A 23994-nucleotide genomic window follows, 5' to 3' on the forward strand; every position below is an offset into this window, starting at 1 on the left:
TCAGTCGTCGAGGACGGCGAGGTCCATCCGGCCCAGCCGTTCGCGGTCCGCGATGACGTCGATCTGCGTGATCCCGTCCTCGGTGACCGTGAAGGCGAGGACCAGGGACAGCCGGCCGCGCGGTGCCATCGCCAGGCCGATCCGGTCGTCGAGGAGCGCGAGTCCGGTGAAGCGCGCCCGGCCGGTGGCGGCCATCGCGCCCTTCGCGACGGTGGCAGCACCGCTGACCACGACGGGCTGGGGGGTGGGAATGACCGACGGGTCGGCGGTGAGGACGACGTCGGGGTGGAGCAGCGCCACCAGCGCGTCGAAGTTCCCGCCGCGGGTGGCCGCCAGGAATGCCTCCACGGCCTCACGCTGACGGATCATGTCGGCGTCGGGCGCCGGGGTGCCGCCCTTGATCCGGCGGCGTGCCCGGCTCGCGAGCTGTCTCACCGCGGCCGGCGAGCGTTCGAGCATCGGACCGATCTCGTCGAAGGGCACCGCGAACATGTCGTGCAGGACGAAGGCGAGCCGCTCGGCCGGCGTCAGCATGTCGAGGACCACTAGCAGGGCGACCCCGACCGAGTCGGCCAGCAGTGCCTCCTCTTCGGGGTCACCGCCGGTCTCGGAGCCGAGGGGCGGTTCGGGCACCCCGGCGTCCAGGGGGTCCTCACGCCGTGACTGGCGTGAGCGCAGCATGTTCAGACAGACCCGGGCGACCACGGTGGTCAGCCAGCCGGTGAGGTTCTCCACGCCGTCGGTACCGGCGCGGCGGGCACGCAGCCAGGCTTCCTGCACCGCGTCCTCGGCCTCGCTCAGCGAGCCGAGCATCCGGTAGGCCACCGCCACGAGGTGTGTCCGGTCGGCCGCGAACCGCTCGGTCAGAAAGTCGTGCTCGTCCATCGGTCACGTTCCCCGTTCGCCATGTGTCAGAGAAGCAGAACCTCGAAAACTACCGAGCGGGCCCGGGAGTTGCCTTCCCGGCCCCACGACGTCAGGAGAAGAAGATGGCATCGACGATTCTCGTCACCGGTGGTACGGGCACCCTGGGCCGGCACGTGATTCCGCTGCTGCTGGACGCCGGCCCCGAGGTGCGGGTGTTCAGCCGCCACGGCCGCGAGCCGGGGGACGGCGTCGAGTACATGACCGGTGATCTGGTCAAGGGCGAGGGCATCGAGGCCGCCGTGGAGGGGGTCGAGATCGTGCTGCACCTCGCGGGCGGGCCGAAGGGTGACGACGAGGCCACCCGCCATCTGGTGCGGGCGGCGTCGGCGGCCGGGGTGCGGCACCTCGTCTCCATCTCGGTCATCGGGGCGGACAGGGTCCCGCTGGCGTGGCTCCGGTCGAAGCTGGCCGCGGAGCAGGCCGTGGCAGGGTCCGGGATTCCGTGGACGACGCTGCGGGCCGCGCAGTTCCACGATCTGGCGCTGACCCTGGCGGAGAAGATGGCCAAGCTGCCGGTGATCCCCGCTCCGGGCATGCGTCTCCAGCCGGTCGACTCCCGCGAGGTGGCCGCCCGTCTCGTGGAACTGACGCTCGGCGCCCCGGCCGGCCTGGTGCCGGACCTCGCCGGTCCCAAGGTCCACACGATGGCCGACCTGCTCGGCGGCTACCTCCGGGCGAGCGGCCGGCGCCGGCCGATGCTGCCGGTCCGCATCCCGGGGAAGGCCGGCCGTGCCTACCGGGCCGGGGAGAACCTGTCGCTCGACGGGGCCGTCCTGGGGAAGCGCACCTGGGAGGAGTTCCTGGCGGAGCGGGTCGGCCGGGACCGGTCCCCGCACGGTGCGGACAAGAGCTGAGGCGCTCCGGCGCGGTGGCCCGAGAGCCGGGGGCGGCTCCGAGGGACAGGGCCCGCCTTCACGTTCCAGTGCCGGGAGCGGCACTAGGCTTCCTGCGTGACTTCCGACTACTCCGCGTACATCGCCTCGCTCCCCCGCGTCCTCGTCGGCGCCGCCACGCTCTTCCTCGACGAACAGGGCCGGGTGCTGATCGTCGAACCCAACTACCGCAAGGGCTGGGCACTTCCCGGCGGGACGGTCGAGTCGGACGACAACGAGACGCCCCGGCAGGCGGCCCGCCGGGAGACGCTGGAGGAGATCGGCCTCGATGTGCAGCCGGGGCGGCTGCTCGCGGTCGACTGGGTCCCGGGCGCGGGACGCCCGCCGATCATCGCCTATGTGTACGACGGCGGGGTGCTCAGCGAGTCCCGTCTCAAGGCGATCCGGCTCCAGGAGGAGGAGCTGCTGTCGTGGCGGCTGGTGGGCCGCGAGGAGATCCACACCTATCTGCTGGGCGAACTGGGCCACCGGGTGGTGGCCGCGCTCGATGTCCTGGCCACGGGGGCGGGTGCGGTGGAACTGGAGGACGGCCGGCCGGCAGTCTGACGCTCTGCCGTGCGGCCGGCGCGGCGAACGGTCGGGTGTATCCGCCCCGGCGCGGCGAGCGGTCGGGCGTGTCCGCCCGGCGCGGCGAGCGGTCGGGCCTACCCGCCCCGGCGCGGCAAAACCGGTTCGCTGTCCCGGGACTCGCTGCATAGGCTCGCCGTATGACTCTCGTCGCGATTCTCAGCGGCGCCGGGATCTCCACGGACTCCGGCATTCCCGACTACCGCGGGCCCAACGGCCTGTGGCGGCGCGATCCGGAGGCCGAGAAGCTCGTCACGTACGACTACTACATGGCCGATCCGGACATCCGGCGCCGCGCCTGGCAGATGCGACGGGACAGCCCGACATGGCGCGCACGCCCCAACGCCGCGCACCGTGCCGTCGCCGAGCTGGAGAAGCGGCCGGGGTTCGCGGTCCGGGTGATCACCCAGAACGTGGACGGGCTGCACCAGCTGGCAGGGATGCCCGACCGCAAGGTGCTCGAACTGCACGGCACGTCACGGTCGGTGGTGTGCACGAGGTGCCATCTGCGCTCCTCGATGGAGGACGCGCTGGCGCGGGTCGAGGCGGGCGAGGAGGATCCTTCCTGCCTGGCCTGCGGCGGGATTCTGAAGTCGGCGACGGTGATGTTCGGGCAGCGGCTCGACTCCCAGGTGCTGTCCGAGGCGATGGCGATCGCCAAGGCGAGCGAGATCTTCGTCGCGGTCGGCACGAGCCTTCAGGTGCAGCCGGCCGCGTCGCTCGCGGGGATCGCGGCCGAGCACGGCGCGCGTCTGTCGATCGTCAACGCGGACCCGACGCCGTACGACGAACTCGCCGACGAGCTCGTCCGCGAGCCGATCGGCACGGCGCTGCCGAAGCTCCTCGCGGCTCTCCGGGGTCCGTCCGGCGGATGACGACCTCATAGGCTCGGCTCCATGCACCGCACCCTGACCGAGCACGCCCGGTGTCTTTACGGAGACGAGTACCGACCGACTCCGGCATGCGGTCGGGAACATCACGAGCACTGCTTCATCGAGGAGCTGACCTTCGCCGAGGCGGAGACGATCCTCGCGATGCTGCGCGAGCTGTGCCCGCAGCTGGTCGACGGCCTTCTTCCGGTGTGGGTTCGAAACCTCGCCCATCGACTCGTGCTCCTTCAGCGGCCCGACGACCCGGCTCTCCTTCGCGAGGCCGCTGAGAGCCTGTGGCTGCACGGGCCGGACCGGGACGACGTCGCGGCGGAACTCACGCGGCGCGCCGACGCCCTGGAGACTGAACCCGGAGACCCCGCCCAAGGGCCGGGATTCCCACGGCCCGTGCCGTGATCCTTCCTGATATCCACGGAGGCAACCGATGACCGACAACGACTTCTGGGAGTACCCGCCCGAGCAGTCCATCGCTCAGCTCGGCGAGTTCAGGCTCACCCTCGTCGAGCCGCCCTTCCCCGTCGGCGAGGAGGCACTGCCCCCGCATGACCCGGCGCGGGCACGGGAGTTCGCCGCTGCCTTCGGCACCATCGGCACCGTGGTGGAGGAGGTCGACCGGATCGAGGCGACCGAGCGGCCCCCCTTCGCCACCCGTGCCGACCTCGATCTGGTCGGTGTCGGGTGCTGGGGAACGGTGACCGAGATCAACGATCCCGCCCTGGTGTTCACCGGGGGCACCTTCCCCCTCGCCGAGCAGGCCGACGCGCTGTCCGAGCGCTTCCCCGGGGCGGTCGTCATCGGCTCGGCGACGATCGACCACAACATGACCTACGGCACCCATGTGATCCACCACCCGGGCGGCGCGCGCCTGTTCGCCGCCGGGTGGAGCGGAGAAGGGGACTGGGATCTCCTCGGCACCCCGCAGGAGATCGTCGACGCCTTCGGCATCTCCCCCGACGACCTGGCAGGCAAGGACGTCGAACTCGACGCTGCCCCAGGGTCGTTCGCCTGGGAAGGTCTGGTCCGGCTCGCTCTGGGGCGCACCGCCCCGCTGTTCCGCAAGGGCCGCACTCTCTCCGTCTTCCGCGTCCGGCACACCGAAGAGGCCACCGGCGATCTGGAGGACACCTGGATCGGCGAGCTCGGGGAGTTCGACGAGTTCTGACCGTAACAATCGCGAAACAGCGCCCAGTTGTCGGGGACATGCCGCACAAAACCCCGGGAACCCCGGACGCCACACCCCTAGTGTGAACAACTGGCGGCGCACACGGACCAGTTGACATCGGAGCCCCCTTGGTGCCGCGCGACTCTCCCAGTGACAACGGGGGTTCCAACGGGGAGAAAGCCAGTGATCACTCAGACACCTCGACCTGCGCGTCATCGGCGTGTGTGGGCGCGCTTAGCGATCGCCTTCACCGCCGCGGGAACCCTGACCCTGACGGGCCTGCCCGCACTCGACGAGGCGCACGCCGCGAAGCCGCCCAACGTCAAGCCGATCCGGTGCGACGAGAAGTTCCTCAAGAAGAAGTTTCCCTCGACGCCCGCCAACTCCGGGCCGCCGAACAGTCTTCCGTACGAGGCGTGGCCGAACGACGAGAACTACACCTACGACAACCCCGCGAAGGCCTATGACGGGGTGCTGCCGCCGACCGACGCCCAGCGCGAGGCCGCGGGAACGAACTACCGCAAGTGGCAGCGCAAGTTCAACCGGACGAAGAACCCGGCCGACAAGGTCATGGAGATCTACGCCCGCTACAACAGCCAGTACAACAACCCGACGGGCTACAAGGACTTCAAGCGGTACCTCGACGTGCGCTACATCGGCGCGCACGGCAACCCTCCGCGGGGCGAGGCGTTCGAGGCCCGCATGGTCAAGAAGTACAACATGGTCGGTCCCGACTGGTGGTGCCAGGACGTCATCGAGTACACCGACCCGGAGACCGGCGAGAAGCGCTACCGCGTCGTCGACATGCACAACCGCCGGACCGAGGGCAAGGTCGAGGCGAAGTCGAACGGCAGGATCGAGAGCGACCAGCTCAAGGCGGACCGGCAGATCGCCAAGGAGAAGCCGAAGTCGACGTTCCGGTACCTCACCGGCGCCCGGACCGAGGACTCGACGAAGGCCAAGATCAAGCAGTTCGACGACGACCTCAAGCGGGACCGGGGCACCGACCGCACCCAGGCCGGGGTCAACGAGCGCCGGTCGAACGCCATCGAGCGCACACAGAAGCCGAACGTCTACACCAACTACGACAAGCGCTTCAACCCGGATCCCCTCAAGGGCGGCCGGGGGCCGATCATCGACCAGGCACTGCGGTCGGGGAAGACGCTCGAAGAAGCCCGCCGGCTGCAGGGGATGTACAACCAGAACAACGGCGGCGGCTACTTCAACCGCGGGCCGGGCGGCATCGACTTCTCCACCCTGGAGATCAACTACGTCGGCACGCCGGTCAAGGGCAAGGGCCTCGACTATTCGATGAAGGCCGACTACGTCAAGAACCCGGACGAGAACCCCGGCTACGGCGGTGACGCCAAGCTCCAGCTCGCCTCGGACGCCTTCTTCACCTGGCTCGCCCTGACCCCGGACAAGTTCTGGGTCAACCTCAACCCGATCCGTCCCGACGTGATCATGGACAAGGAGTTCGCGAAGACCGACGCCGGGCGCATCCTGCTGGAGGCGGACCTGACTCTCAAGCACGACTACGCGGATGCGATGAACCCCGACAAGTACGAGCGCGGGGAGCGCTTCTGGCGCGAGGCGCCGCGTACCCCGGAAGGCATGCCGTGCCTGCCGGTCATCCGCCAGTGGATCACCCCGAAGCCCGCGAAGATCCGGGAGCAGGACGGCGGCATCTACATCCTGGACGCGCCGCTCAAGGTCAACATGGAGGTCCCCACCGGACCCGATGTGCCGCCCGGCAACTGCAAGCTCACCGAGGCGCAGACCAAGCAGGCCGAGAACCTGATCCTCACGATGATCCAGCCGGAACTCGAACGCCGCGTCAACGACGACGCGTCGTACGTCGATCTGCGCCGTGTGTACTCCTCGCGGGTGGCGGCCGAGTACATCCGCCGCCAGGACGCGGTCAGCCCGACCGACTTCCGCAAGATCATCAACAGCAACGATGTGAAGCGGTGGCCGCTCAGGGGCGAGAACAAGGACTGGGACAAGAAGACCGTCTACGACAAGTACGTCCACTCGTTCAAGAACGGTGACTACAAGTTCGAGCGCGTCTACGACGGCAAGGTGTGGATCCTGTCCATGGGCGGGGTCGACTTCTCCAAGGCGCCGAAGCGGAACATCACCCGCACCGAGTTCAACACGCAGCACCGCGGCCTGGACAAGACCACCAGGACATCGGTCCAGTCCGAGGTGACCTACCAGGACAGTGAGACCGCCTACTTCGGCGGAAGCACCTCCGATCAGCAAACCAGCCCGGAGGACCCGAAGCCGACACCGACACCGACCGGCCCGGACGACCCGACGCCGACCGATCCCCCGTCGACCCCGGCACCCGGACCGTCCACGCCCGGCGGCGACACGACTCCGCCGGCCAAGGACCCGGACGGCGACCTCGCCGACACCGGCAACAGCACGCCCGTCGGCCTGATCGCCGCCGCGGCTGCCGCGCTCGCCGTCGCGGGCGGCGGGCTGACGTGGTGGATGCGGCGCCGCAGGGCCTCGCGCGGCTAGGGCCTTCTCGTTCGCATGAGGGCCTGAACGTCCGACGGTGCGCTCGCGCGCATGCTGTCCCCCGCACCCGAGGTCAGGGTGCGGGGGACAGTCATGTCGTGGGGGTCCGGCGGACAGGCCCTAGAACAAGGCGCCCTCCGCGCCGCGCTCGTGGGCGAGCAGCCGCTGCTTGCGGTCCAGCCCGCCGCCGTAACCGATGAGGCTGCCCGAGGCGCCGATCACCCGGTGGCACGGGACGATGATCGACACCGGATTCTTGCCGTTGGCGAGCCCCACGGCCCGCGAGGCGCTCGCCCTGCCGAGTTGCCCGGCGAGTTCGCCGTACGTCCGCGTCTCGCCGTACGGGATCTTCATCAGCAGGTCCCACACGCTCCGCTGGAAGGGGGTGCCCTCCAGCCGGACCGGCACGTCGAACGCGGTCAGTTCGCCGGCGAAGTACGCGTCCAGCTGTCCGATCACCTCACCGAACGGGGCCGGGTCCTCCTCACCGAACGTCTCCTCGCCGGGGCGGTGGCGCTGATCGGTCATGTAGAGGCCGCTCAGCGTGCCGTCGGTGGCGACGAGCGTCAGCGGGCCGTAGGCGCTGTCGACCACCGTGTACTGCTTGGTCATGAGGAAACTCCTTACGCGGGCAGGCGGTTGACGGGGTGGTCGCCGGTGGCCCACAGGTGCTGGACGGCATAGGCGCGCCAAGGGCGCCAGGCCGCGGCGCGTGCGGTGAGAGCGGCCGGGGTGACGGGCAGGCCGAGTCCGGCAGCCGCGTGGCGCACTCCGAGGTCGCCCGGCAGGAAGGCGTCCGGGTCACCGAGGGCCCGCATGGCGATCGTCTCGACCGTCCACGGCCCGAACCCGGGCAGGGCGGTCAGTTCCGCGCGGGCCTTGTCCCAGTCACTGTCGACGCCCAGCCGGAGCGAGCCGTCGGCCAGCGCCCCGACCAGCGTGGTCAGTGTGGTGCGCCGGCTGCGGGGCAGTGCCAGGGACTCGGGGTCGAGCGCCGCGAGGGCCTCGGGGGACGGGAAGAGGTGGGAGAGGCCACCCTCCGGGTCCTCGACCGGCTCACCGTGCGCGAGAACCAGCCGGCCGGCGTGCGTACGGGCCGCGGCCGTGGAGACCTGCTGGCCGAGCACCGCCCGTACGGCGAACTCCGCCGCGTCGACGGTGCGCGGCACCCGGCGCCCGGGGGCCTTGTCGACGAGGGGCGCGAGCAGGGGATCGGTCCGCAGCTGGTCGTCGACCGCGACGGGATCGGCGTCCAGGTCGAGCATCCAGCGGCAGCGGCTGATGGCGAGGGTGAGATCGCGCGGATCGGTCAGTGACAGCCGGCAGGCGATGTGGTCGGGGCGGGGGGTGAGGGCGACGACGCCGTGGCCGTGCGGAAGCCGCAGGGTGCGCCGGTAGGCGCCGTCGCGCCACTCCTCGACGCCGGGCACGGCCGTGGCCACGAGATGCCCGAAGAGATTGCTCGGATCGAGCGGCGCCCGGTACGGCAGCCTGAGCGCGATGACTCCCGGGGTCTGCGGCGGGGCGGTCGTGCTGCGGGCGGCACGGGTGCGCAGGTCACCGGGTGCGAGCGCGAAGACCTCGCGGACGGTGTCGTTGAAGGTGCGGATCGAGGAGAAGCCGGCCGCGAAGGCGACCTCGGCCATCGGAAGGCCCGTCGTCTCGATCAGGACGCGCGCGGTCTGCGCGCGCTGGGCCCGGGCGAGGGCGAGAGGGCCCGCACCCAGCTCCGCGAGCAGTTGCCGCTCGATCTGGCGGGTGGAGTAGCCGAGGCGGGCGGCGAGGCCCGGGACGCCCTCACGGTCGACGACCCCGTCCCGGATCAGGCGCATGGCACGGGCCACGGAGTCCGCGCGGGCGTTCCACTCGGGGGAGCCGGGTGTGGTGTCGGGGCGGCAGCGCTTACAGGCGCGGAAACCGGCCTGCTGGCAGGCGGCGGCGCTCGGGTAGAAGGTCATGTTCTCGACCTTCGGCGGCACCACCGGGCAGCTGGGACGGCAGTAGATCCGCGTCGTCAGGACGGCCGTGAAGAACCAGCCGTCGAATCGGGCGTCCTTCGACCGGACGGCGCGCACGCAGCGCTCGGTGTCGGTGTGCATGGGTCAAGCATCGTGCACAGGCAGTGCCGAAGCTGGCGGGAAAACGACATCAGCCTCGAGCTGCCAGGACCGGGCCCGGGCCCGGTGTCACCGTGCGAGGCCAGGCCCGGTGTCACCCGTACGAGACCACGACCGCGGTCGCCCTACCCACGAGGCAGGACCGCGTCGGCGCCCCCTCGGGAGGCGCGGCCGGATCGCGAGGGATCACTCCTCCGCGGCCAGCACCGCGGCGAACTGCTCATACGCGCGGTCGTCGAACAGGACGAACCGCACCTCCGCGACCGGCGGCCCCGCCTCGGCGCGGACCGTTCGGACGGCGATCCGGGCCCCGTCGTCCATCGGCCAGCCGTAGATGCCCGTCGAGATGGCCGGGAAGGCCACGGTGCCCGCCCCCAACTCCCGCGCCACGCGCAGCGATTCGCGGTAGCAGGAGGCGAGGAGGGCGCTGCGGTCCTGCTCCCGTGACCACACCGGACCGACGGTGTGGATCACATGGCCGGCGGGCAGATGGCCCGCGGTGGTGGCGACCGCCTGGCCGGTCGGCAGGCCCTTGCCGTAGTGCGAGGCACGCAGGTCGCGGCACTCCGCGAGGATCGCCGGGCCGCCGCGGCGGTGGATGGCACCGTCGACACCGCCGCCGCCGAGGAGCGAGGAGTTGGCCGCGTTGACGACGGCGTCGACCCGCTGCTCGGTGATGTCCCCGCGGACGAGCACGATCTTCGGCTGCTGCTGTGTCATACGTCCATCATCCGCCTGCGTGCCCACCGCCGCAGTGACCTCCTCACCGGGCGCCCCGCAGCCGGCGCCACACGGCCTTGGCGGCGTGGTGACCCGACATCCCGTGGACCCCCGGACCCGGCGGGGTCGCCGACGAGCAGAGGAACACGGCGGGGTGCGCGGTCGCGTACGGGACGCGGGCGAGCTTGGGCCGGAGGATCGTCTGGAGTCCGGCGAAGGCGCCGCAGGCGATGTCCCCGCCGATGTAGTTGGCGTTGCGCGCGGCCAGTTCGGGCGGGCCGGCGACCGCGCGGGCGAGCACGAGATCGCGGAAACCGGGCGCGAAGCGCTCCAGTTGGCGCTCGATCGCCTCGGTGGCGTCCCCGTCCCAGCCGGCCGGTACATGGCCGTACACCCACAGGACATGCTTGCCGGCAGGCGCCCGTGAGGAGTCGATGAGGCTCGGCTGTGCGGTGATCAGGAACGGCTTGTCGGGCTGCCGGCCGTGCAGAGCCGCGCCGAGCGCCGCCTCGATCTCGCCGGCCGTGGGGCCGATGTGCACCGTCCCGGCGCTGCGGGCCTCCTTCGCGGTCCACGGCATGGGGCCGGAGAGCGCGTAATCGATCTTGAAGGCGGCGGGGCCGTAGCGGTAGTGCTCGTACGCGTTCCCGAGGCCCGCGATACGGGCGAGGGCCGTCGGTGAGGTGTCGAAGATGTACGCGCGGGCCGGGGGCAGTTCGTCGAGGCGCTTGACCTCGGCGCCGGTGTGGATCGTGCCGCCCTGGTCCCGCAGATACGCGGCGAGGGCGTCGGAGATCGACTGCGAGCCGCCGCGGGGCACCGGCCAGCCCTTGGCATGGGCGGCGAGCGCGAACATCATGGCGATACCGGCCGTCGCGATACCGCTGGTCGGCGCGATGGCGTGGGCGGCCAGCCCGGCGAACAGACCTCGGGCCTTCTCGCCCCGGAACCGGCGCGCGACCCAGGTCGCGGGCTGGATCGCGGTCGTCCCGAAGCGGGCGAAGCGGTACGGGTCCCGGGGCAGCCCGTCCCAGGGCGTGCGCAGGAAGTCGGCGGCCATCGTGTCCCAGTGCCCGATGTACGGCGCGACGAGCCGGCGGTACGTCCCCGCGTCCCCGGCCCCCAGCGACATCGCGCTCTCCCCCACCGAGCGGCTCAGCACGGCGGCCGTGCCATCCGGGAACGGGTGCGCCAGCGGCAGTTCGGGCTGCAACCACTCCAGGCCGTACCGACCGAGCGGCATGTCCGCGAAGGCGGGCGAGCCGACGCCCAGCGGGTGGACGGCGGAGCAGGGGTCGTGGCGGAAGCCGGGGAGGGTGAGCTCCTCGGTCCTGGCTCCCCCGCCGACGGTGTCCAGGGCTTCGAACACCGCCACTGAGTGGCCACGGCGGGCCAGTTCGACGGCGGCGGTCAGTCCGTTGGGGCCCGCCCCCACGACGACGGCATCGAGCATCGACGGCACCTTCGGACTCCTTTGTCAGCCGATGGCCAGGAGCCCCAGGATATTCCGGGGCGCCGACAGCGGTGCCCTGGGTAGGGTCCGATGCCGTGAACAACGTGATCGAGACGATGTCCGCGCAGCTCATGAGCGTCGCCGGGGTACGCGCCGTGGCACTCGGCGGAAGCCGTGCCCGGGGTACGCACCGGCCCGACTCCGACTGGGATCTCGGCGTCTACTACCGGGGTTCGGTGGACGTCGCCGCCCTGGCCGCGCAGGCGGCGGAGGCGACGGGGCGGCCGGTCGAGGTGGCAGGGCCGGGCGGGTGGGGACCGTGGGTCGACGGCGGGGCGTGGCTGGTCGTCGACGGCACGCCCGTGGACTGGATCCTGCGGGACCTGGACCGGGTGGAGCGCGTCTGGGCGGACTGCCGCACCGGCCGCTACGAAACGGGCATACAGCCGGGCCACCCGCTGGGGTTCTGGTCGCCCGCGTACGCCGGGGAAGTGGCGCTGTGCCGCGTACTGGCCGACACGGACGGCGCGTTGACGGCGCTGCGGCAGGAGACACAGGTGTACCCGGAAGCGCTGCGCGAGGCCCTGATCCGCGCCTCGTGGGAGGCGGAGTTCTCGGTGGCGGCGGCGGCGAAGTCGGTGAGCACCGGGGACGTACTGCACCAGTCGCTGTGCCTGTCCCGCGCGATGGGCATCCTGGTCCAGTCCCTGCACGCCCACCACAGGGTGTGGTGCCTGAACGAGAAGGGCGCGCTGCCGGCGGCGGCGACGATGCGGGACACGCCGGAGGGGTTCGCGAAGGACGCCGGGAGGGTGCTGAAGGGGCTGGACGGGGAAGCGGTGGAAGTGGCGGGGAGGCTGGTGCGGGAGGTGAGGGCGGCGGTGGGCGCGTAGGCCTCCCGTGCGTCTACGAGCGGGTGGCGGTCCCGCATCCCGCTTCGGCGGCGTCTCTCATACGCACGTCCATCGAGGTGCTCCGGTCGTACGGGTCGACCTCGGGACCGTCTCCCGGGCCCGAGACCGCCCGCTCGGCGGTGAACGCGGGGGTGAAGTAGCCGGTGAAGGTGTCGCAACCGCCGTTGGCGGTATCCACCTTGTAGGAGATGAGAGAGAACGTCCCGGGCTCGACGGTCACCTTCTGCGGGTCGTCCCAGCTCATCACGACCTCGCGGCGCACGACGGTGCGCGCGACCTCGCTGCTCCCCGCAGCGGCGCGTACGACCGGATAGACGTAGGTGACATCGGTGGTCACCTCGACCGCACCGCGCTCACCTTCCCGGTACGTGACCCGTCCCCGTGCCTTGATCACGTCCCCGACGAGCCGCACGTGCTCTTTCCCGAACCGGCTGAACAGCAGCAGGGGATCGTTCTGACGGCTGGGCGCGCGGAAGGCGGTCGCCAGATAGTTCTGGACGTCCTGCTGATGCGGATTGATCAACGCGATCGCCTTGCCCGGCCGCTCCCCGCGCAGCACTCCGGGATCCAGACTGGACGCGGCGAGGAAGTCCCGGGTCCGTTCGATCGTCCGGGCGACCTGCTGCTTGCTCATCCAGCCGGTGGCCCGTGCCACAGGGAGATGGACCCCGGCCGTCCCATCGCCCCACTCCGCGGCGGGCGACCCTCTGAACGGCTCTTCCACTGTGGGAAGTTGGACTGCCACCTCGCTCGGCGGCGGCTGATCCGGACGTTCCGACTCCGCAGCGAGCGGCTGACTCCCGCCGCCTCCGCCTCCGAGGCGGCCGGTGACCCAGCCCGGGTTCAGGGCCACGACGAACAGGCCGATCGCGACCAGCAGACCGACTCCGTACCAGCCGTTGCCCCGCCGCCGCCGGGCCGGCCGGTGAGTGCGCCAGCCCTCCGGAGGGGCGGGCTCGTCCCGCAGCCGCCGCGTGACCATCCGGGCCCGTGCCGACGGCTCCTCGGGGGCGTCATGGGTTCCGGCCTCCGACTCCCGCAGGAAGCGCTCCCACTCCTCGTCCGATATGGACGCCCCGTCCTTCCCCACGCCCCGTCCCCGCCCCTCCGCCTCACCGGTCCTCCCCAGGGCCGGTTCTTGTCCGTACATCATCACACAGGGCGATCACCCGGTCTCAACCACATGATCCGCGAAGCCTGTTCACGCGAAGGCGGACGGACCGCCCGCGCCTCAGGTCGTCAGCAGCGCGCGAATCCTCCGGGCCACCGCGTCCGTCCGCGCCGACGTGAACGGCAGCGTGTTCCCGCCCGCTATGCGGAACCTCTCCCCCGCGACCGTCACGTCCGTGCCGCCCGCCTCCTCCACCAGCAGCAGTCCCGCCGCGTGGTCCCACGCGTTCTCCCAGGAGAAGGCCACTCCATCCAGGTCGCCGCGGGCGACCGACAGGTACTCCAGGCCCGCCGAACCGCACGGGCGGGCGTCGACGCCGTCGACGTTCAGTCCGAGGAGGGCGCGCTTCTGATCGGGGGTGGTGTAGTCGGGGTGGGACATGGCCACGCGCAGGACGGCGTCGGGGCCGGGCGAGCCCGCGCGGAGGGGCTCACCGTTGAGGCGGGCGCCGCGGCCGCGGACCGCCGTCGCCATGTCGTCGCGGACGGGTGCGTACGTCCAGGACGCCAGCACCTTCCCGTGCTGCGCGAGCGCGACCAGCGTGCAGAAGCCGGGATCGCCGTGCACGAACTGGCGCGTGCCGTCGACGGGGTCGACGATCCACACGGGTGCGTCGCCCCGGAGCGCGTCGTACACGGCGGGATCCGCGTGCACCGCCTCCTCGCCGACCACGACCGACCCGGGCAGCAGCGCGGTGAGGGAGGCGGTGAGGTGCTCCTCGGCCTGACGGTCGGCCGTCGTCACCAGGTCGTGCGGGCCGGTCTTCTCGACGATCTCGTGTGCGGCGAGCTGGCGGTACCGCGGCATGATCTCGGCGGCGGCCGCCTTGCGGATCGCCTCCTCGACGTCGGACAGGTCACCGGCAACAAAGTCATCGATCATATGTCCAGCTAAGCACGGCCCTCTGACATCGGGCTGTCCCCTCAGCGTCCCACCGCGTAACCCTGCATTCCCCTCGGGTTCGCCCCGGCGGACAGCACCCCGGTGCGCGGGTCCCGGGCGACCGCGCACAGCCGCCCTTCGGACCACGCGTCACCCACCGTGACGTCATGGCCGCGCCGCCGCAGCTCCGCGATCACGTCGGGCCCGACGCGGGACTCGACCGTGACGCTGCCGGGCGACATGCCGCGCGGGTAGAAGGAGCCGGGGAAGCTGTCGTTGTGCCAGTTGGGGGCGTCGATCGCGCCCTGGAGGTCGAGCCCGCCGCGTACGGCGGAGCCCAGCGCCACCGCCAGGAAGAAGTGCAGCTGCCACTGGTCCTGCTGATCCCCGCCGGGGGTGCCGAAGGCCATCACCGGCTCGCCGTCACGCAGGGCGATCGAGGGCGTCAGGGTGGTGCGCGGCCGCCGGCCGGGGGTCAGGGAGTTGGGCAGTCCGGGGTCGAGCCAGGCCATCTGGAGGCGGGTGCCGAGGGGAAAGCCCAGCTCGGGTACGACCGGGTTCGACTGGAGCCAGCCGCCGCTCGGAGTGGCGGCGACCATGTTGCCCCAGCGGTCGACGACGTCGATGTGGCAGGTGTCGCCGCTGCTCCTGCCGTCCTTGGCGACGGTGGGCTCGCCGACGCCCATGGCGTCGTCACCGGCGTTCCCCGCCACGTCCGTGGCGTGCGGACTGAGCCGGGGCGTCCGGCCGCCGGGGCTGCCGGGCCGCAGTTCACGGGAGGCGTGCTCGCCGATCAGGGCGCGCCGTGCGGTGTTGTACGGCTGCGAGAGCAGCTCCTCCAGGGGCACGTCGTCGGCGTCCCCGTACCAGGCCTCCCGGTCGGCCATGGCGAGCTTGCAGCCCTCCACGAGCAGGTGGATGTACGCGGCGGAGCCGTACGGCGGCAGGTCGTCGGGAAGCAGCGCGAGCTGTTGCAGGAGCGCGGGGCCCTGGCTCCAGGGGCCCGCCTTGCACAGGGTCCAGCCGTTCCAGTCGTAGGTGGCCGGTGCTTCGTGAGTGGCGGACCAGCCGGCGAGGTCGGCGGCGGTCAGCGTGCCGGTGTGCCGTCGGCCGCTGGTGTCCATGGTGGGGCGACCGGACTGCTTCAGCAGTGCCTCGGCGACGAAGCCTTCGCGCCACACCCGCCGCGCCGTCTCGATCTCGGCCACCCGTCCGCCGCCCGCGCTCTCGCTCTCGCTCTCGGCGACGAGCCGTCGCCAGGTCGCCGCGAGGGCGGGGTTGCGGAACAACTCGCCGGGCTCGGGGGCGCGGCCGCCCGGCAGATAGACGTCGGCGGACGAGGTCCACTCCGTCTCGAAGAGCTCGCGGACCACCTCCACGGTCGCCCCGACGCGCTCCACCGGCGGATGCCCGTCCTCGGCGTACCCGATCGCGTGACGCAGCACCTCGGCGAGGGACTTGGTCCCGTGGTCGCGCAACAGCACCATCCAGGCGTCGAAGGCGCCGGGCACCGCGGCGGCCAGCGGCCCGGTGCCGGGCACCAGGTCGAGTCCGAGGGACCGGTAGTGGCCGATGGTGGCCCCGGCGGGTGCGGGACCCTGTCCGCAGAGCACGCGTACGTCGCCGCCGGCCGGGGCGAGGAGGATCGGCACCTCGCCCGCGGGCCCGCACAGATGCGGCTCGACGACGTGCAGCACGAAGCCGGCCGCCACGGCCGCGTCATAGGCGTTGCCACCGTCCTCGAGGACCGCCATCGCGGACTGCGAGGCAAGCCAGTGCGTGGACGAGACCATGCCGAACGTGCCCTGGAGGGTGGGCCGGGTGGTGAACATGGAGCCCCTTTCGCAGCAGTGGGCCGTACGCGGCCCCTCTCGCCGGCCCGCCCCCGTCGAGCCGTACGACCGGTCACCGAATCTGTGCGGCATCCCGAATTCACCGGGCGCGAGACGGGAGTTCGGCATTCGTGCAGGCTAGTCGCCTACGCTGCGGCGGCATGAGCCACTCCCCCGCCCCGCCCGCATCTGTCCTCACCGCGTTCGGAACGGCCGGCAGGCCGGCTCCCCTGCCCGGCGGCCAGGGTTCGGCCTGGCGGTCCGACGCCGTGGTGCTGAAGCCCGCGGCGATGGGACCCGAGACCTCGTGGCGCGCCGGGGTGCTGTGCCACCTCCCGGAGACGGCCGGCTTCCGGGTCGCACGGCCGGTCGCGGCGGCCGACGGCTCCTGGTGCGCCGGCGGCTGGGAGGCGTGGCGCATGGTCGGCGGTACGGCCGATCCGCGCCGGCCGGACGAGGTGATCCGCGCGGGCGAGGCATTCCACGCGGCGGTGGCGCACCTGCCCCGGCCGCGCTTCCTCGGCGTACGGGACAACGCCTGGTCACGGGCGGACCGGCTGGCGTGGGGCGAGAGCGAGGAGGGCCCGGACTTCCCGCTGCTGCGGCCACTGCTGGCCGCGCGCCGTCCCGTCGCGGCACCCGCGCAGATCGTGCACGGCGACCTGCTGGGCAATGTGCTCTTCGCGACGGACGCTCCGCCCGCGATCATCGACTGGCCGCCGTACTGGCGGCCGGCGTCCTGGGCCTCCGCGGTCGTCGCCGTCGACGCGCTGTGCTGGTGGGACGCCGATCCCGCGCTGCTGGAGCGCTGGTCGCATCTGCCGGACTGGACCCAACTGCTCGTGCGCGCACTGGTCTTCCGCATCGCCACGCATGCGACGCTCGACGCGGCGCAGGAGAGCGAGTACCGCAAGGTCGTGGACCTGGTCCTCGGCTGATCGGAACGACGGGCCCTACCGGCTCGTGTCCGCGGCTGCCGCCCCCCGCGCGAGCAGCAGCAGCGCGTCCACCAGGTCGTCGGCCGAGCTGCCCGTCGCGAGTCGGCGCAGTTGGAGGCCCATCACGAGGGCGACGGTCGTCGCCGCGAGCCGTTCCGCGTCGGGTACGCCCAGGCCCGTGAGGATCTGCGCCGCCAGCCGGTCGTATGCGGTGAACGCCTCCGCCGCCGCCTCCCGCAGCCGCTCGTCGCGTCCCGCCTCGACGTACAGCTCGAAGGGCGCGATGTGCGCGCTGTCGAAGGAGGTGCCGTCCGCGACCTGGCCCGCCAGGGACGCGGCGCCGCCGATGTCGATGCCCTCGCTCTGGCACTGGTCGGCGAGTTCGGTGAAGCGGCGGGTCTCCTCGCGTACGAAGTGCAGCAGGCTCTCCCGCAACAGGTCGTGCTGGGTCTCGAAGTGGTAGGTGACCGAGCCGAGCGAGACCCCGGCCTCCTTGGCTATGCGCCGGTTGGTGACCGCCGCGACACCGCCCTCTCCGATGATGTGCAGGACGGCGGTGATGATGCGCTGCCGGGTCGGCGCGGAGCGGGCGGCGTGGGACATGCCTCTCATTGTTCCACCGGGGTGCTCCTGGAGATCCCGGGGGCTTGGGGACGCTTCTCGTACCAGCGCTGGTCGGCCTCCAGTTGAGCGGCGAGCGAGATGAGCGTCTCCTCGCTGCCGGCCGGGCCGAGGAGCTGGGCGCCGACGGGCAGGCCGTCGGCGGTGAGACCCGCGGGTACGTTGACACCCGGCCAGCCGAGGACGTTCCAGGGCCAGGCGTAGGGGCACGCGGCCGCCATGACGGCGTTCGTCCGCCAGGCGCCCAGGTGGTCGAAGGTGCCGATGCGCGGGGGCGGTGTCGCGGTGGTCGGGGCGAGCACGACGTCGAACCCGCGGCCGTCGAAGATCTCGCCGATCCGTGTGTGCTGGCGGGCCTCACGGGCGCGGGCCGCGCGCACGACCCGGCCGCCGAGTCGCTTGCCGGAGCGCATCGCGCTGCGGGTGCGCGGGTCGAGCAGCGCCGGGTCGGGGTGCAGTGCGGCGACCTCCGCGACACCGGCGGTGGCACGCGGCACGAAGGAGAGGCCGATCAGGCCGTAGCGCGGCCGGGCCTCCTCGACGTGGTGGCCGAGCCGGGCGAGCGCCTCGGCGATCCCGGTGACCGCGCGCCGCACCTCGGGGTGGGGGCCGGTGCGGGTGAGGGTCAGCGGGGGCCGCCAGGCGAGCGCGATCCGCAGCCTGCCCGGTTCGCGGCGGGCGGCGGTGGAGGCGTCGATCGCGTCCGGGCGGTGCAGATCCTCGGGGTGCGGGCCCTGCACGACGTCGAGCAGCAGGGCGGCGTCCGCCACGGTGCGGGCGAGCGGGCCGTTGACGGCGAGGCCCTGGAAGGCGTCGGAGTACGGGTGCAGGGAGACGCGGCCACGCTGGGGCTTGATGCCCACCAGGTGCGTCCAGGCGGACGGGATGCGAATGGACCCGGCGCCGTCCGAGCCGAGGGCCGCGGGCACGAGCCCGGCCGAGACGGCGGCGGCAGAGCCGCCGGACGAACCGCCCGGGGTGTGGTCGGTGGACCAGGGGTTGCGGGTGGCGCCGAAGGCGGGTCCTTCGGTGAACGGCCACTGGCCGAGTTCGCAGGAGTTGGTCTTGCCGACGATCACCGCTCCCGCCGCGCGCAGCCGGCGGGTCGCCTCACCGTCCGAACCCGCGGCGACGATGTCCCCCTGACAGCCGAAGAGGGTGGGCAGTCCGGCCACGTCGGTGTCGTCCTTGACGGCGACCGGCACGCCGAGCAGCGGCAGCCTCTCCCCCGCGGCGAGCCGCCGGTCGGCTTCCCGGGCCTCGGCGAGTGCTTCCTCGGAGCGCACCCAGCGGAAGGCGTTGATGGTGCCCTGACTTGCCTCGATGCGCTCGACGGCACGTGCCACAAGGGCCTCGGACGTGGTGTGGCCGTCCGCCAACTCGCTTACGTATTCCGTCAGTCCGCCGAATTCGTCTGTGGACACGACCGCCCCGCCTCCCTATTGTTCGTTCGAACGAACAGAACTGGAGGGTAACCAGATGCGCATCACCGGAGCAACCGTTCTGCTCACCGGCGTGACGGGGGGCATCGGCGGGGCGCTCGCCGCCGAACTGGCGGCGCGAGGGGCGACCTTGGTGGTGTCCGGCCGGCGTGCCGAAGCACTGACACCGCTCGCCGACGCCTATGGCGCCCGCACGATTCTCGCGGACCTCGGTGACCCGGACGACGTACGGCGGCTGGCCGAGGAGGCCGCGGGGACGGACATCCTGATAGCCAACGCCGCCCTGCCCTCCAGCGGCGACGTCCTCGACTACTCGCCCGAGGAGATCGACCGGGCCCTCGCGGTGAATCTGCGGGCGCCCACGATGCTGGCCCGGCTGCTCGCGCCCGCGATGGTCGACGCGGGCAGAGGCCACATCGCCTTCGTCGGCTCCCTGTCCGGGAAGGCGGCGACCAAGTCGTCGTCCCTCTACAACGCGACCAAGTTCGGGCTGCGCGGCTTCTCCCTCGGCTTCCGCCAGGATCTGCACGGTACGGGCGTCGGCGTCTCCGTCGTGCAGCCCGGTTTCGTCCGCGACCTCGGGATGTTCGCCGCCACCGGTTCGGGGACGCCCGGCGGGGTCCGCACCGTCTCGCCGCGCGCGGTCGTGAACGCCGTGATGCGGGCGGTCGAGCGCGACGTCGCCGAGATCAACGTCGCTCCCCTGGAGCTGAAGATCCTGAGCGCGATCGCCGGCCAGTTCCCCGGATTCGCCGAGCGGGTGCAGCGGCGGGCCGGGGCGGAGCCGACGGTCGAGAAGATCGTGGAGGCGCAGCGTTCCCGTCGCTGAGCGGCGCTGAACGGCGGGGACGCCGCGCCTCCGTGGGGTCTCACGCCTTCCGGCGCTCCGAGATCCGCATGAGCGAGACGTAGAGCAGCAGCGAGGCCGCGAGCCCGACGGCCCAGCCGTAGTCGGCGAGGGGCTTGAGGAACGGGATGAGGCCGTCCTCGGGGAAGGGCCCCTTGCCCGGCGCCGAGTGCGAGCCGCCGATCGCCAGCACACCGCCGACGACGAAGGCGGCCACGGCCCGCAGATTCCAGCCGGAGGTGTACCAGTAGCGGCCGCCCTCGGTGTAGAGGCCGGGCAGATCGAGGACCGTGCGCCGGATCAGCCAGTAGTCCGCGATGAGGATGCCCGCGACCGTGCCGAGCAGGCCGCCGACCAGGCCGAGCCAGGTGAAGATGTACAGCTCGGGTGTCTCGGTCAGCTTCCACGGCATGATCAGGACGCCCACCACACCCGTGATCAGCGCTCCGGTGCGGAAGTTGATGAACTTCGGCGCCAGGTTCGCCAGGTCGTACGCGGGTGAGACGACGTTGGCCGCGATGTTCACCGAGATCGTCGCGATCAGCACCGTCACCAGCGCGAAGAGCAGCCCGAAGACGTTGTCGGTCTTGGCGGCGAGCTGGACCGGGTCCCAGACGGCCTCCCCGTACACCGCCTGCGAGCCGGAGGTGACGAAGACCGACAGCAGGGCGAAGAGCGTCATCGTCGTCGGCAGACCGAGCGTCTGGCCCCAGATCTGGGCCCGCTGCCCGGCGCCGAACCGGGTGAAGTCCGGGATGTTGAGGCTCAGGGTCGACCAGAAGGCGATCATGCCCATCAGGGAGGGGAAGAAGACGGGCCAGAAGTCGGCGCCCCAGCCGAGCTTGGAGGGCTGGTCGAGGAGCGGGCCGAAGCCGCCCGCCTTGACGGCGATCCACACGAGCAGCACCACGGCGCCGACGATGACGAACGGCGCCGCCCAGTTCTCGAACCGCCGCAGGGCCTCCATCCCCCGGTAGATGATGGCGAGTTCGAGGATCCAGAAGAGCAGGAAGCAGACCCACAGCGTCCAGGGCTGGCCGCCGATCTCCGCGGCCGAGGTCCAGCCGCCGAAGATCTTGCCCAGCAGGATGAAGATGCCCTGCCCGCCGATCCAGGTCTGGATGCCGAACCAGGCACAGGCCACCGCGGCCCGGATCAGGGCGGGCAGATTCGCGCCGCGCAGCCCGAACGAGGCGCGCGCCAGGACCGGGAAGGGGATGCCGTACTTCGGTCCGGCGTGCCCGGTGAGCAGCATCGGCGCGAGGACGATCACGTTGGCAAGCCCGATGGTGAAGACCGCCTGCTTCCAGTCCATGCCCAGAGCGACGAGTCCCGAGGCGAGCAGCCAGGACGGGATGTTGTGGGCCATGCCGACCCACAGGGCGGCGAAGTTGTAGGTGGTCCAGCGGCGTCGGGCGACGGGGACGGGCAGCAGATCGTCGTTGACGAAGCGGCCGTCCGCGGGTACGGCGCCGGGCGCGAGCTCGACGCGGCCGGACGAATCCGGTATCGGTTGGCCGGAGGGGGCAGGGGGGACGGTCGCGGTCATGGCGCTGGCCCTTCGGAGGTCTTCAGCGGTGGTGAGCGGTCGTGCACGGTTCAGCGGGGGCAGGCTGCGGTGGGGGATCTCAGCCGTTCAGCGCGGGGATGATCTCGGCGCCGTACGCGTCGATCGTCACTTCCTTGGCGTCGTGCATGTTGTAGACGGCGAACTGGTCCACGCCCAGGTCGCGCAGTGTCCGCAGCTTCTCGATGTGCGCCTCGGCCGGGCCCAGCAGACAGAACCGGTCGACGATCTCGTCCGGGACGAAGTCCGTGGACGGATTGCCCGCGCGGCCGTGGTGGCTGTAGTCGTATCCCTCCCGCGACTTGATGTACGAGGTGAGGGCCTCGGGCACCAGGCCGGAGTGTTCGCCGTAGCGCGAGACCAGGTCGGCGACGTGGTTGCCGACCATCCCGCCGAACCACCGGCACTGGTCTCGGGCGTGGGCCAGATCGTCGCCGACGTAGGCGGGCGCCGAGACGCAGATGGTGATCGAATCGGGGTCCCGTCCGGCGTCGGACGCGGCGGTGCGCACGGCGTTGATCATCGACTCGGTGAGATACGGGTCGGCGAGCTGGAGGATGAAACCGTCGGCCTTCTGGCCCGCGAGCGCGAGCGCCTTGGGGCCGTACGCGGCCATCCACACCGGCAGTTTGCCGCCCTGCACCCATGGAAGTCGCAGCGGCTGACCGTCGACCACGGCCTCGCGTCCCTCCGCGAGATCGCGGATCACGCCCATCGCCTCGCCCAGCCGGGCAAGGGTGTTGGGCTTGCGGCCCGCGACCCGCATCGCCGAGTCGCCCCGGCCGATGCCGCAGACCGTGCGGTTGCCGTACATGTCGTTGAGCGTGGCGAAGGTGGAGGCGGTGACCTCCCAGGTCCGGGTGCCCGGGTTGGTCACCATCGGCCCGACGATCATCGTCTCGGTGTGTTCGAGGATGCGGCTGTAGATGACGAACGGCTCCTGCCAGAGCACCGCCGAGTCGAAGGTCCAGCCGTAGCGGAAGCCGTTGCGCTCCGCGCGCCGCATCAGTCCGACGACACCGGATGCCGGCGGATCCGTCTGCAGGACGAGTCCGAAGTCCATGGTCTTTGACCCCTTCTAGCCGAGGTACTGGCAGGTTCCGCGCGGGGTGTACTGGCCGTGTCCCGCCCGGCCGGTGAACTTCCGCTGGTCGATGACGACTTCACCGCGAGAGAGCACGGTCTCCACCTGTCCGGTGACCCGCTTGCCCTCGTACGCGGAGTAGTCGACGTTCATGTGGTGGGTCTCCACCGAGAGGGTCTGCTCGGTGTGCGGGTCGTAGACGACGACGTCGGCGTCCGCGCCCGGCGCGATGGTCCCCTTCTTCGGGTACATACCGAACATGCGGGCCGGGGTGGCGCACGCGATCTCGATCCACCGGCGGCGGGTGATGTGCCCGTCGACGACGGCCTGGTGCAGCAGGTCCATCCGGTTCTCGACGCCCGGCAGGCCGTTGGGAATCTTGGAGAAGTCGCCGCGGCCCAGTTCCTTCTGCCCGACGAAGCAGAACGGGCAGTGGTCGGTGGAGACCACCTGGAGATCGTTGGTCCGCAGTCCGCGCCAGAGCGCCGCCTGGTGCTCCTTTGGTCGCAGCGGGGTGCTGCAGACGTACTTCGCGCCCCCGAAGTCGGGCTCGGCCAGGTTGTCCGTGGACAGGAAGAGATACTGCGGACAGGTCTCGCCGAAGACATTGAGCCCCATGTCGCGGGCGGCGGCGAGTTCGGCGAGGGCCTCCTCTGCCGAGACGTGCACGACGTAGAGCGGGGCGCCCGCGACCCGGGCCAGCTGGATGGCCCGGTGGGTGGCCTCGGCCTCCAGCAGTACCCGGCGCACCTCGCCGTGGTAGCGGGGGTCGGTGCGGCCCTCGGCGAGTGCCTGTTCGACGAGGACGTCGATGGCGATGCCGTTCTCGGCGTGCATCATGATCAGCCCGCCGTTGGTGGCGGAGCGCTGCATGGCGCGCAGGATCTGGCCGTCGTCGCTGTAGAAGACGCCCGGATAGGCCATGAACAGCTTGAAGGAGGTGACACCCTCCTCGACCAGCCGGTCCATCTCCTTCAGGGACGACTCGTTGACGTCCGAGAGGATCATGTGGAAGCCGTAGTCGACGGCGCAGTTGCCGTCGGCCTTCGCGTACCAGGCGTCGAGCCCCTCGCGCAGCGGGCGGCCCACCGACTGGACGGCGAAGTCGACGATGGTGGTCGTGCCGCCCCAGGCGGCGGCGCGGGTGCCCGTCTCGAAGGTGTCGGAGGCGAAGGTCCCGCCGAACGGGAGCTCCATGTGCGTATGGGCGTCGACGCCGCCCGGGATGACGTACTTGTTCGTCGCGTCGATGATGCGGTCGGCGGTCCAGGGCTCGGAGACGGCGGACCCCTGCGCGGCGAGCGCGGCGATGCGGCCGTCCTCGATCAGTACGTCTGCGTGGATCTCGTCCGATGCGGTGATGACCAGTCCGCCACGGATGAGGGTGCGGGTGCTGCTCATGGCTGGTGCGCTCCCTTGGGATACGTACGGTCGGCTG

General features: G+C 71.6%; 22 protein-coding genes. 9 read left to right on the forward strand and 13 right to left on the reverse strand.

Annotation, left to right across the window (positions count from 1 at the left end; all coding sequences use genetic code 11):
• Complete coding sequence (locus tag RPQ07_RS07330; RefSeq protein ID WP_313943237.1) at positions 1-885, reverse strand: sigma-70 family RNA polymerase sigma factor; 885 nt, start codon at positions 883-885, stop codon at positions 1-3.
• 104 nt (positions 886-989) lie between these two features.
• Between RPQ07_RS07330 and RPQ07_RS07335 the strand changes: the two genes are divergently transcribed.
• From RPQ07_RS07335 to RPQ07_RS07360, 6 genes are all read left to right on the forward strand, one after another.
• On the forward strand, positions 990-1781 hold the full coding sequence (locus RPQ07_RS07335; RefSeq protein ID WP_313943238.1) for an SDR family oxidoreductase: 792 nt from the start codon (positions 990-992) through the stop codon (positions 1779-1781).
• Positions 1782-1877: 96 nt separating this feature from the next.
• The gene (locus RPQ07_RS07340; RefSeq protein WP_313943239.1) at positions 1878-2366 is read left to right on the forward strand and encodes an NUDIX hydrolase; all 489 of its coding nucleotides are present in this window, start codon (positions 1878-1880) and stop codon (positions 2364-2366) included.
• A gap of 161 nt (positions 2367-2527) precedes the next feature.
• A complete protein-coding gene (locus RPQ07_RS07345) occupies positions 2528-3262 on the forward strand; it encodes an SIR2 family NAD-dependent protein deacylase (RefSeq protein ID WP_313943240.1) in 735 nt (244 codons plus the stop codon).
• 21 nt (positions 3263-3283) lie between these two features.
• Positions 3284-3673 carry a hypothetical protein gene (locus RPQ07_RS07350; RefSeq protein WP_313943241.1) on the forward strand — a complete coding sequence of 130 codons (390 nt, stop codon included), beginning with the start codon at positions 3284-3286 and terminating at the stop codon, positions 3671-3673.
• A 28-nt stretch (positions 3674-3701) separates the two neighbouring features.
• On the forward strand, positions 3702-4439 hold the full coding sequence (locus RPQ07_RS07355) for a DUF6333 family protein (RefSeq protein ID WP_313943242.1): 738 nt from the start codon (positions 3702-3704) through the stop codon (positions 4437-4439).
• Positions 4440-4661: 222 nt separating this feature from the next.
• Positions 4662-6968 carry a hypothetical protein gene (locus RPQ07_RS07360; RefSeq protein WP_313943243.1) on the forward strand — a complete coding sequence of 769 codons (2307 nt, stop codon included), beginning with the start codon at positions 4662-4664 and terminating at the stop codon, positions 6966-6968.
• A 120-nt stretch (positions 6969-7088) separates the two neighbouring features.
• Here the strand turns inward: RPQ07_RS07360 and RPQ07_RS07365 are convergent, their stop codons facing one another.
• The 4 genes from RPQ07_RS07365 to RPQ07_RS07380 all read right to left on the reverse strand — a co-directional run bounded on the left by RPQ07_RS07365 (position 7089) and on the right by RPQ07_RS07380 (position 11267).
• Positions 7089-7580, reverse strand: coding sequence for a methylated-DNA--[protein]-cysteine S-methyltransferase (locus tag RPQ07_RS07365; protein ID WP_313943244.1), 492 nt, complete (start codon positions 7578-7580; stop codon positions 7089-7091).
• A gap of 11 nt (positions 7581-7591) precedes the next feature.
• The gene (locus RPQ07_RS07370; RefSeq protein WP_313943245.1) at positions 7592-9067 is read right to left on the reverse strand and encodes an AlkA N-terminal domain-containing protein; all 1476 of its coding nucleotides are present in this window, start codon (positions 9065-9067) and stop codon (positions 7592-7594) included.
• 204 nt (positions 9068-9271) lie between these two features.
• The gene (locus RPQ07_RS07375; RefSeq protein ID WP_313943246.1) at positions 9272-9805 is read right to left on the reverse strand and encodes an O-acetyl-ADP-ribose deacetylase; all 534 of its coding nucleotides are present in this window, start codon (positions 9803-9805) and stop codon (positions 9272-9274) included.
• Between the two features lie 43 nt (positions 9806-9848).
• Entirely contained in the window at positions 9849-11267 is a 1419-nt protein-coding gene (locus tag RPQ07_RS07380) for an NAD(P)/FAD-dependent oxidoreductase (RefSeq protein WP_313943247.1), read from the reverse strand.
• A 107-nt stretch (positions 11268-11374) separates the two neighbouring features.
• Between RPQ07_RS07380 and RPQ07_RS07385 the strand changes: the two genes are divergently transcribed.
• A complete protein-coding gene (locus RPQ07_RS07385; protein ID WP_313948813.1) occupies positions 11375-12151 on the forward strand; it encodes a nucleotidyltransferase domain-containing protein in 777 nt (258 codons plus the stop codon).
• Between the two features lie 13 nt (positions 12152-12164).
• On the opposite strand, the gene RPQ07_RS07390 is transcribed toward RPQ07_RS07385, so the two are convergent.
• The 3 genes from RPQ07_RS07390 to RPQ07_RS07400 form a co-directional block, all read right to left on the reverse strand.
• Positions 12165-13262, reverse strand: coding sequence for a hypothetical protein (locus tag RPQ07_RS07390; RefSeq protein WP_313943248.1), 1098 nt, complete (start codon positions 13260-13262; stop codon positions 12165-12167).
• Positions 13263-13403: 141 nt separating this feature from the next.
• On the reverse strand, positions 13404-14225 hold the full coding sequence (locus RPQ07_RS07395) for an inositol monophosphatase family protein (RefSeq protein WP_313943249.1): 822 nt from the start codon (positions 14223-14225) through the stop codon (positions 13404-13406).
• A gap of 41 nt (positions 14226-14266) precedes the next feature.
• The gene (locus tag RPQ07_RS07400; protein ID WP_313943250.1) at positions 14267-16057 is read right to left on the reverse strand and encodes a gamma-glutamyltransferase family protein; all 1791 of its coding nucleotides are present in this window, start codon (positions 16055-16057) and stop codon (positions 14267-14269) included.
• 161 nt (positions 16058-16218) lie between these two features.
• On the opposite strand from RPQ07_RS07400, the gene RPQ07_RS07405 reads away from it, so the two are divergent.
• Positions 16219-16995 (forward strand): TIGR02569 family protein, encoded by a 777-nt coding sequence (locus tag RPQ07_RS07405; RefSeq protein WP_313943251.1) that lies wholly within the window; start codon positions 16219-16221, stop codon positions 16993-16995.
• 15 nt (positions 16996-17010) lie between these two features.
• On the opposite strand, the gene RPQ07_RS07410 is transcribed toward RPQ07_RS07405, so the two are convergent.
• Both RPQ07_RS07410 and RPQ07_RS07415 read right to left on the reverse strand, forming a co-directional pair.
• On the reverse strand, positions 17011-17598 hold the full coding sequence (locus RPQ07_RS07410) for a TetR/AcrR family transcriptional regulator (protein WP_313943252.1): 588 nt from the start codon (positions 17596-17598) through the stop codon (positions 17011-17013).
• A gap of 5 nt (positions 17599-17603) precedes the next feature.
• A complete protein-coding gene (locus RPQ07_RS07415) occupies positions 17604-19040 on the reverse strand; it encodes an amidase (RefSeq protein ID WP_313943254.1) in 1437 nt (478 codons plus the stop codon).
• Positions 19041-19095: 55 nt separating this feature from the next.
• Here RPQ07_RS07415 and RPQ07_RS07420 point away from each other — a divergent pair, with 55 nt between their 5' ends.
• Positions 19096-19887 (forward strand): SDR family NAD(P)-dependent oxidoreductase, encoded by a 792-nt coding sequence (locus tag RPQ07_RS07420; protein ID WP_313943255.1) that lies wholly within the window; start codon positions 19096-19098, stop codon positions 19885-19887.
• A 40-nt stretch (positions 19888-19927) separates the two neighbouring features.
• Here RPQ07_RS07420 and RPQ07_RS07425 read toward each other — a convergent pair whose 3' ends face one another.
• The 3 genes from RPQ07_RS07425 to hydA form a co-directional block, all read right to left on the reverse strand.
• A complete protein-coding gene (locus tag RPQ07_RS07425) occupies positions 19928-21454 on the reverse strand; it encodes an NCS1 family nucleobase:cation symporter-1 (protein ID WP_313943256.1) in 1527 nt (508 codons plus the stop codon).
• 79 nt (positions 21455-21533) lie between these two features.
• Positions 21534-22535 carry a TIGR03842 family LLM class F420-dependent oxidoreductase gene (locus tag RPQ07_RS07430; RefSeq protein ID WP_313943257.1) on the reverse strand — a complete coding sequence of 334 codons (1002 nt, stop codon included), beginning with the start codon at positions 22533-22535 and terminating at the stop codon, positions 21534-21536.
• A gap of 15 nt (positions 22536-22550) precedes the next feature.
• Positions 22551-23957 carry a dihydropyrimidinase gene (hydA, locus tag RPQ07_RS07435; protein ID WP_313943258.1) on the reverse strand — a complete coding sequence of 469 codons (1407 nt, stop codon included), beginning with the start codon at positions 23955-23957 and terminating at the stop codon, positions 22551-22553.
• Positions 23958-23994: the final 37 nt, after the last annotated feature.

Source organism: Streptomyces sp. AM8-1-1 (assembly GCF_032229325.1).
GTDB classification, from domain to species: domain Bacteria; phylum Actinomycetota; class Actinomycetes; order Streptomycetales; family Streptomycetaceae; genus Streptomyces; species Streptomyces achmelvichensis.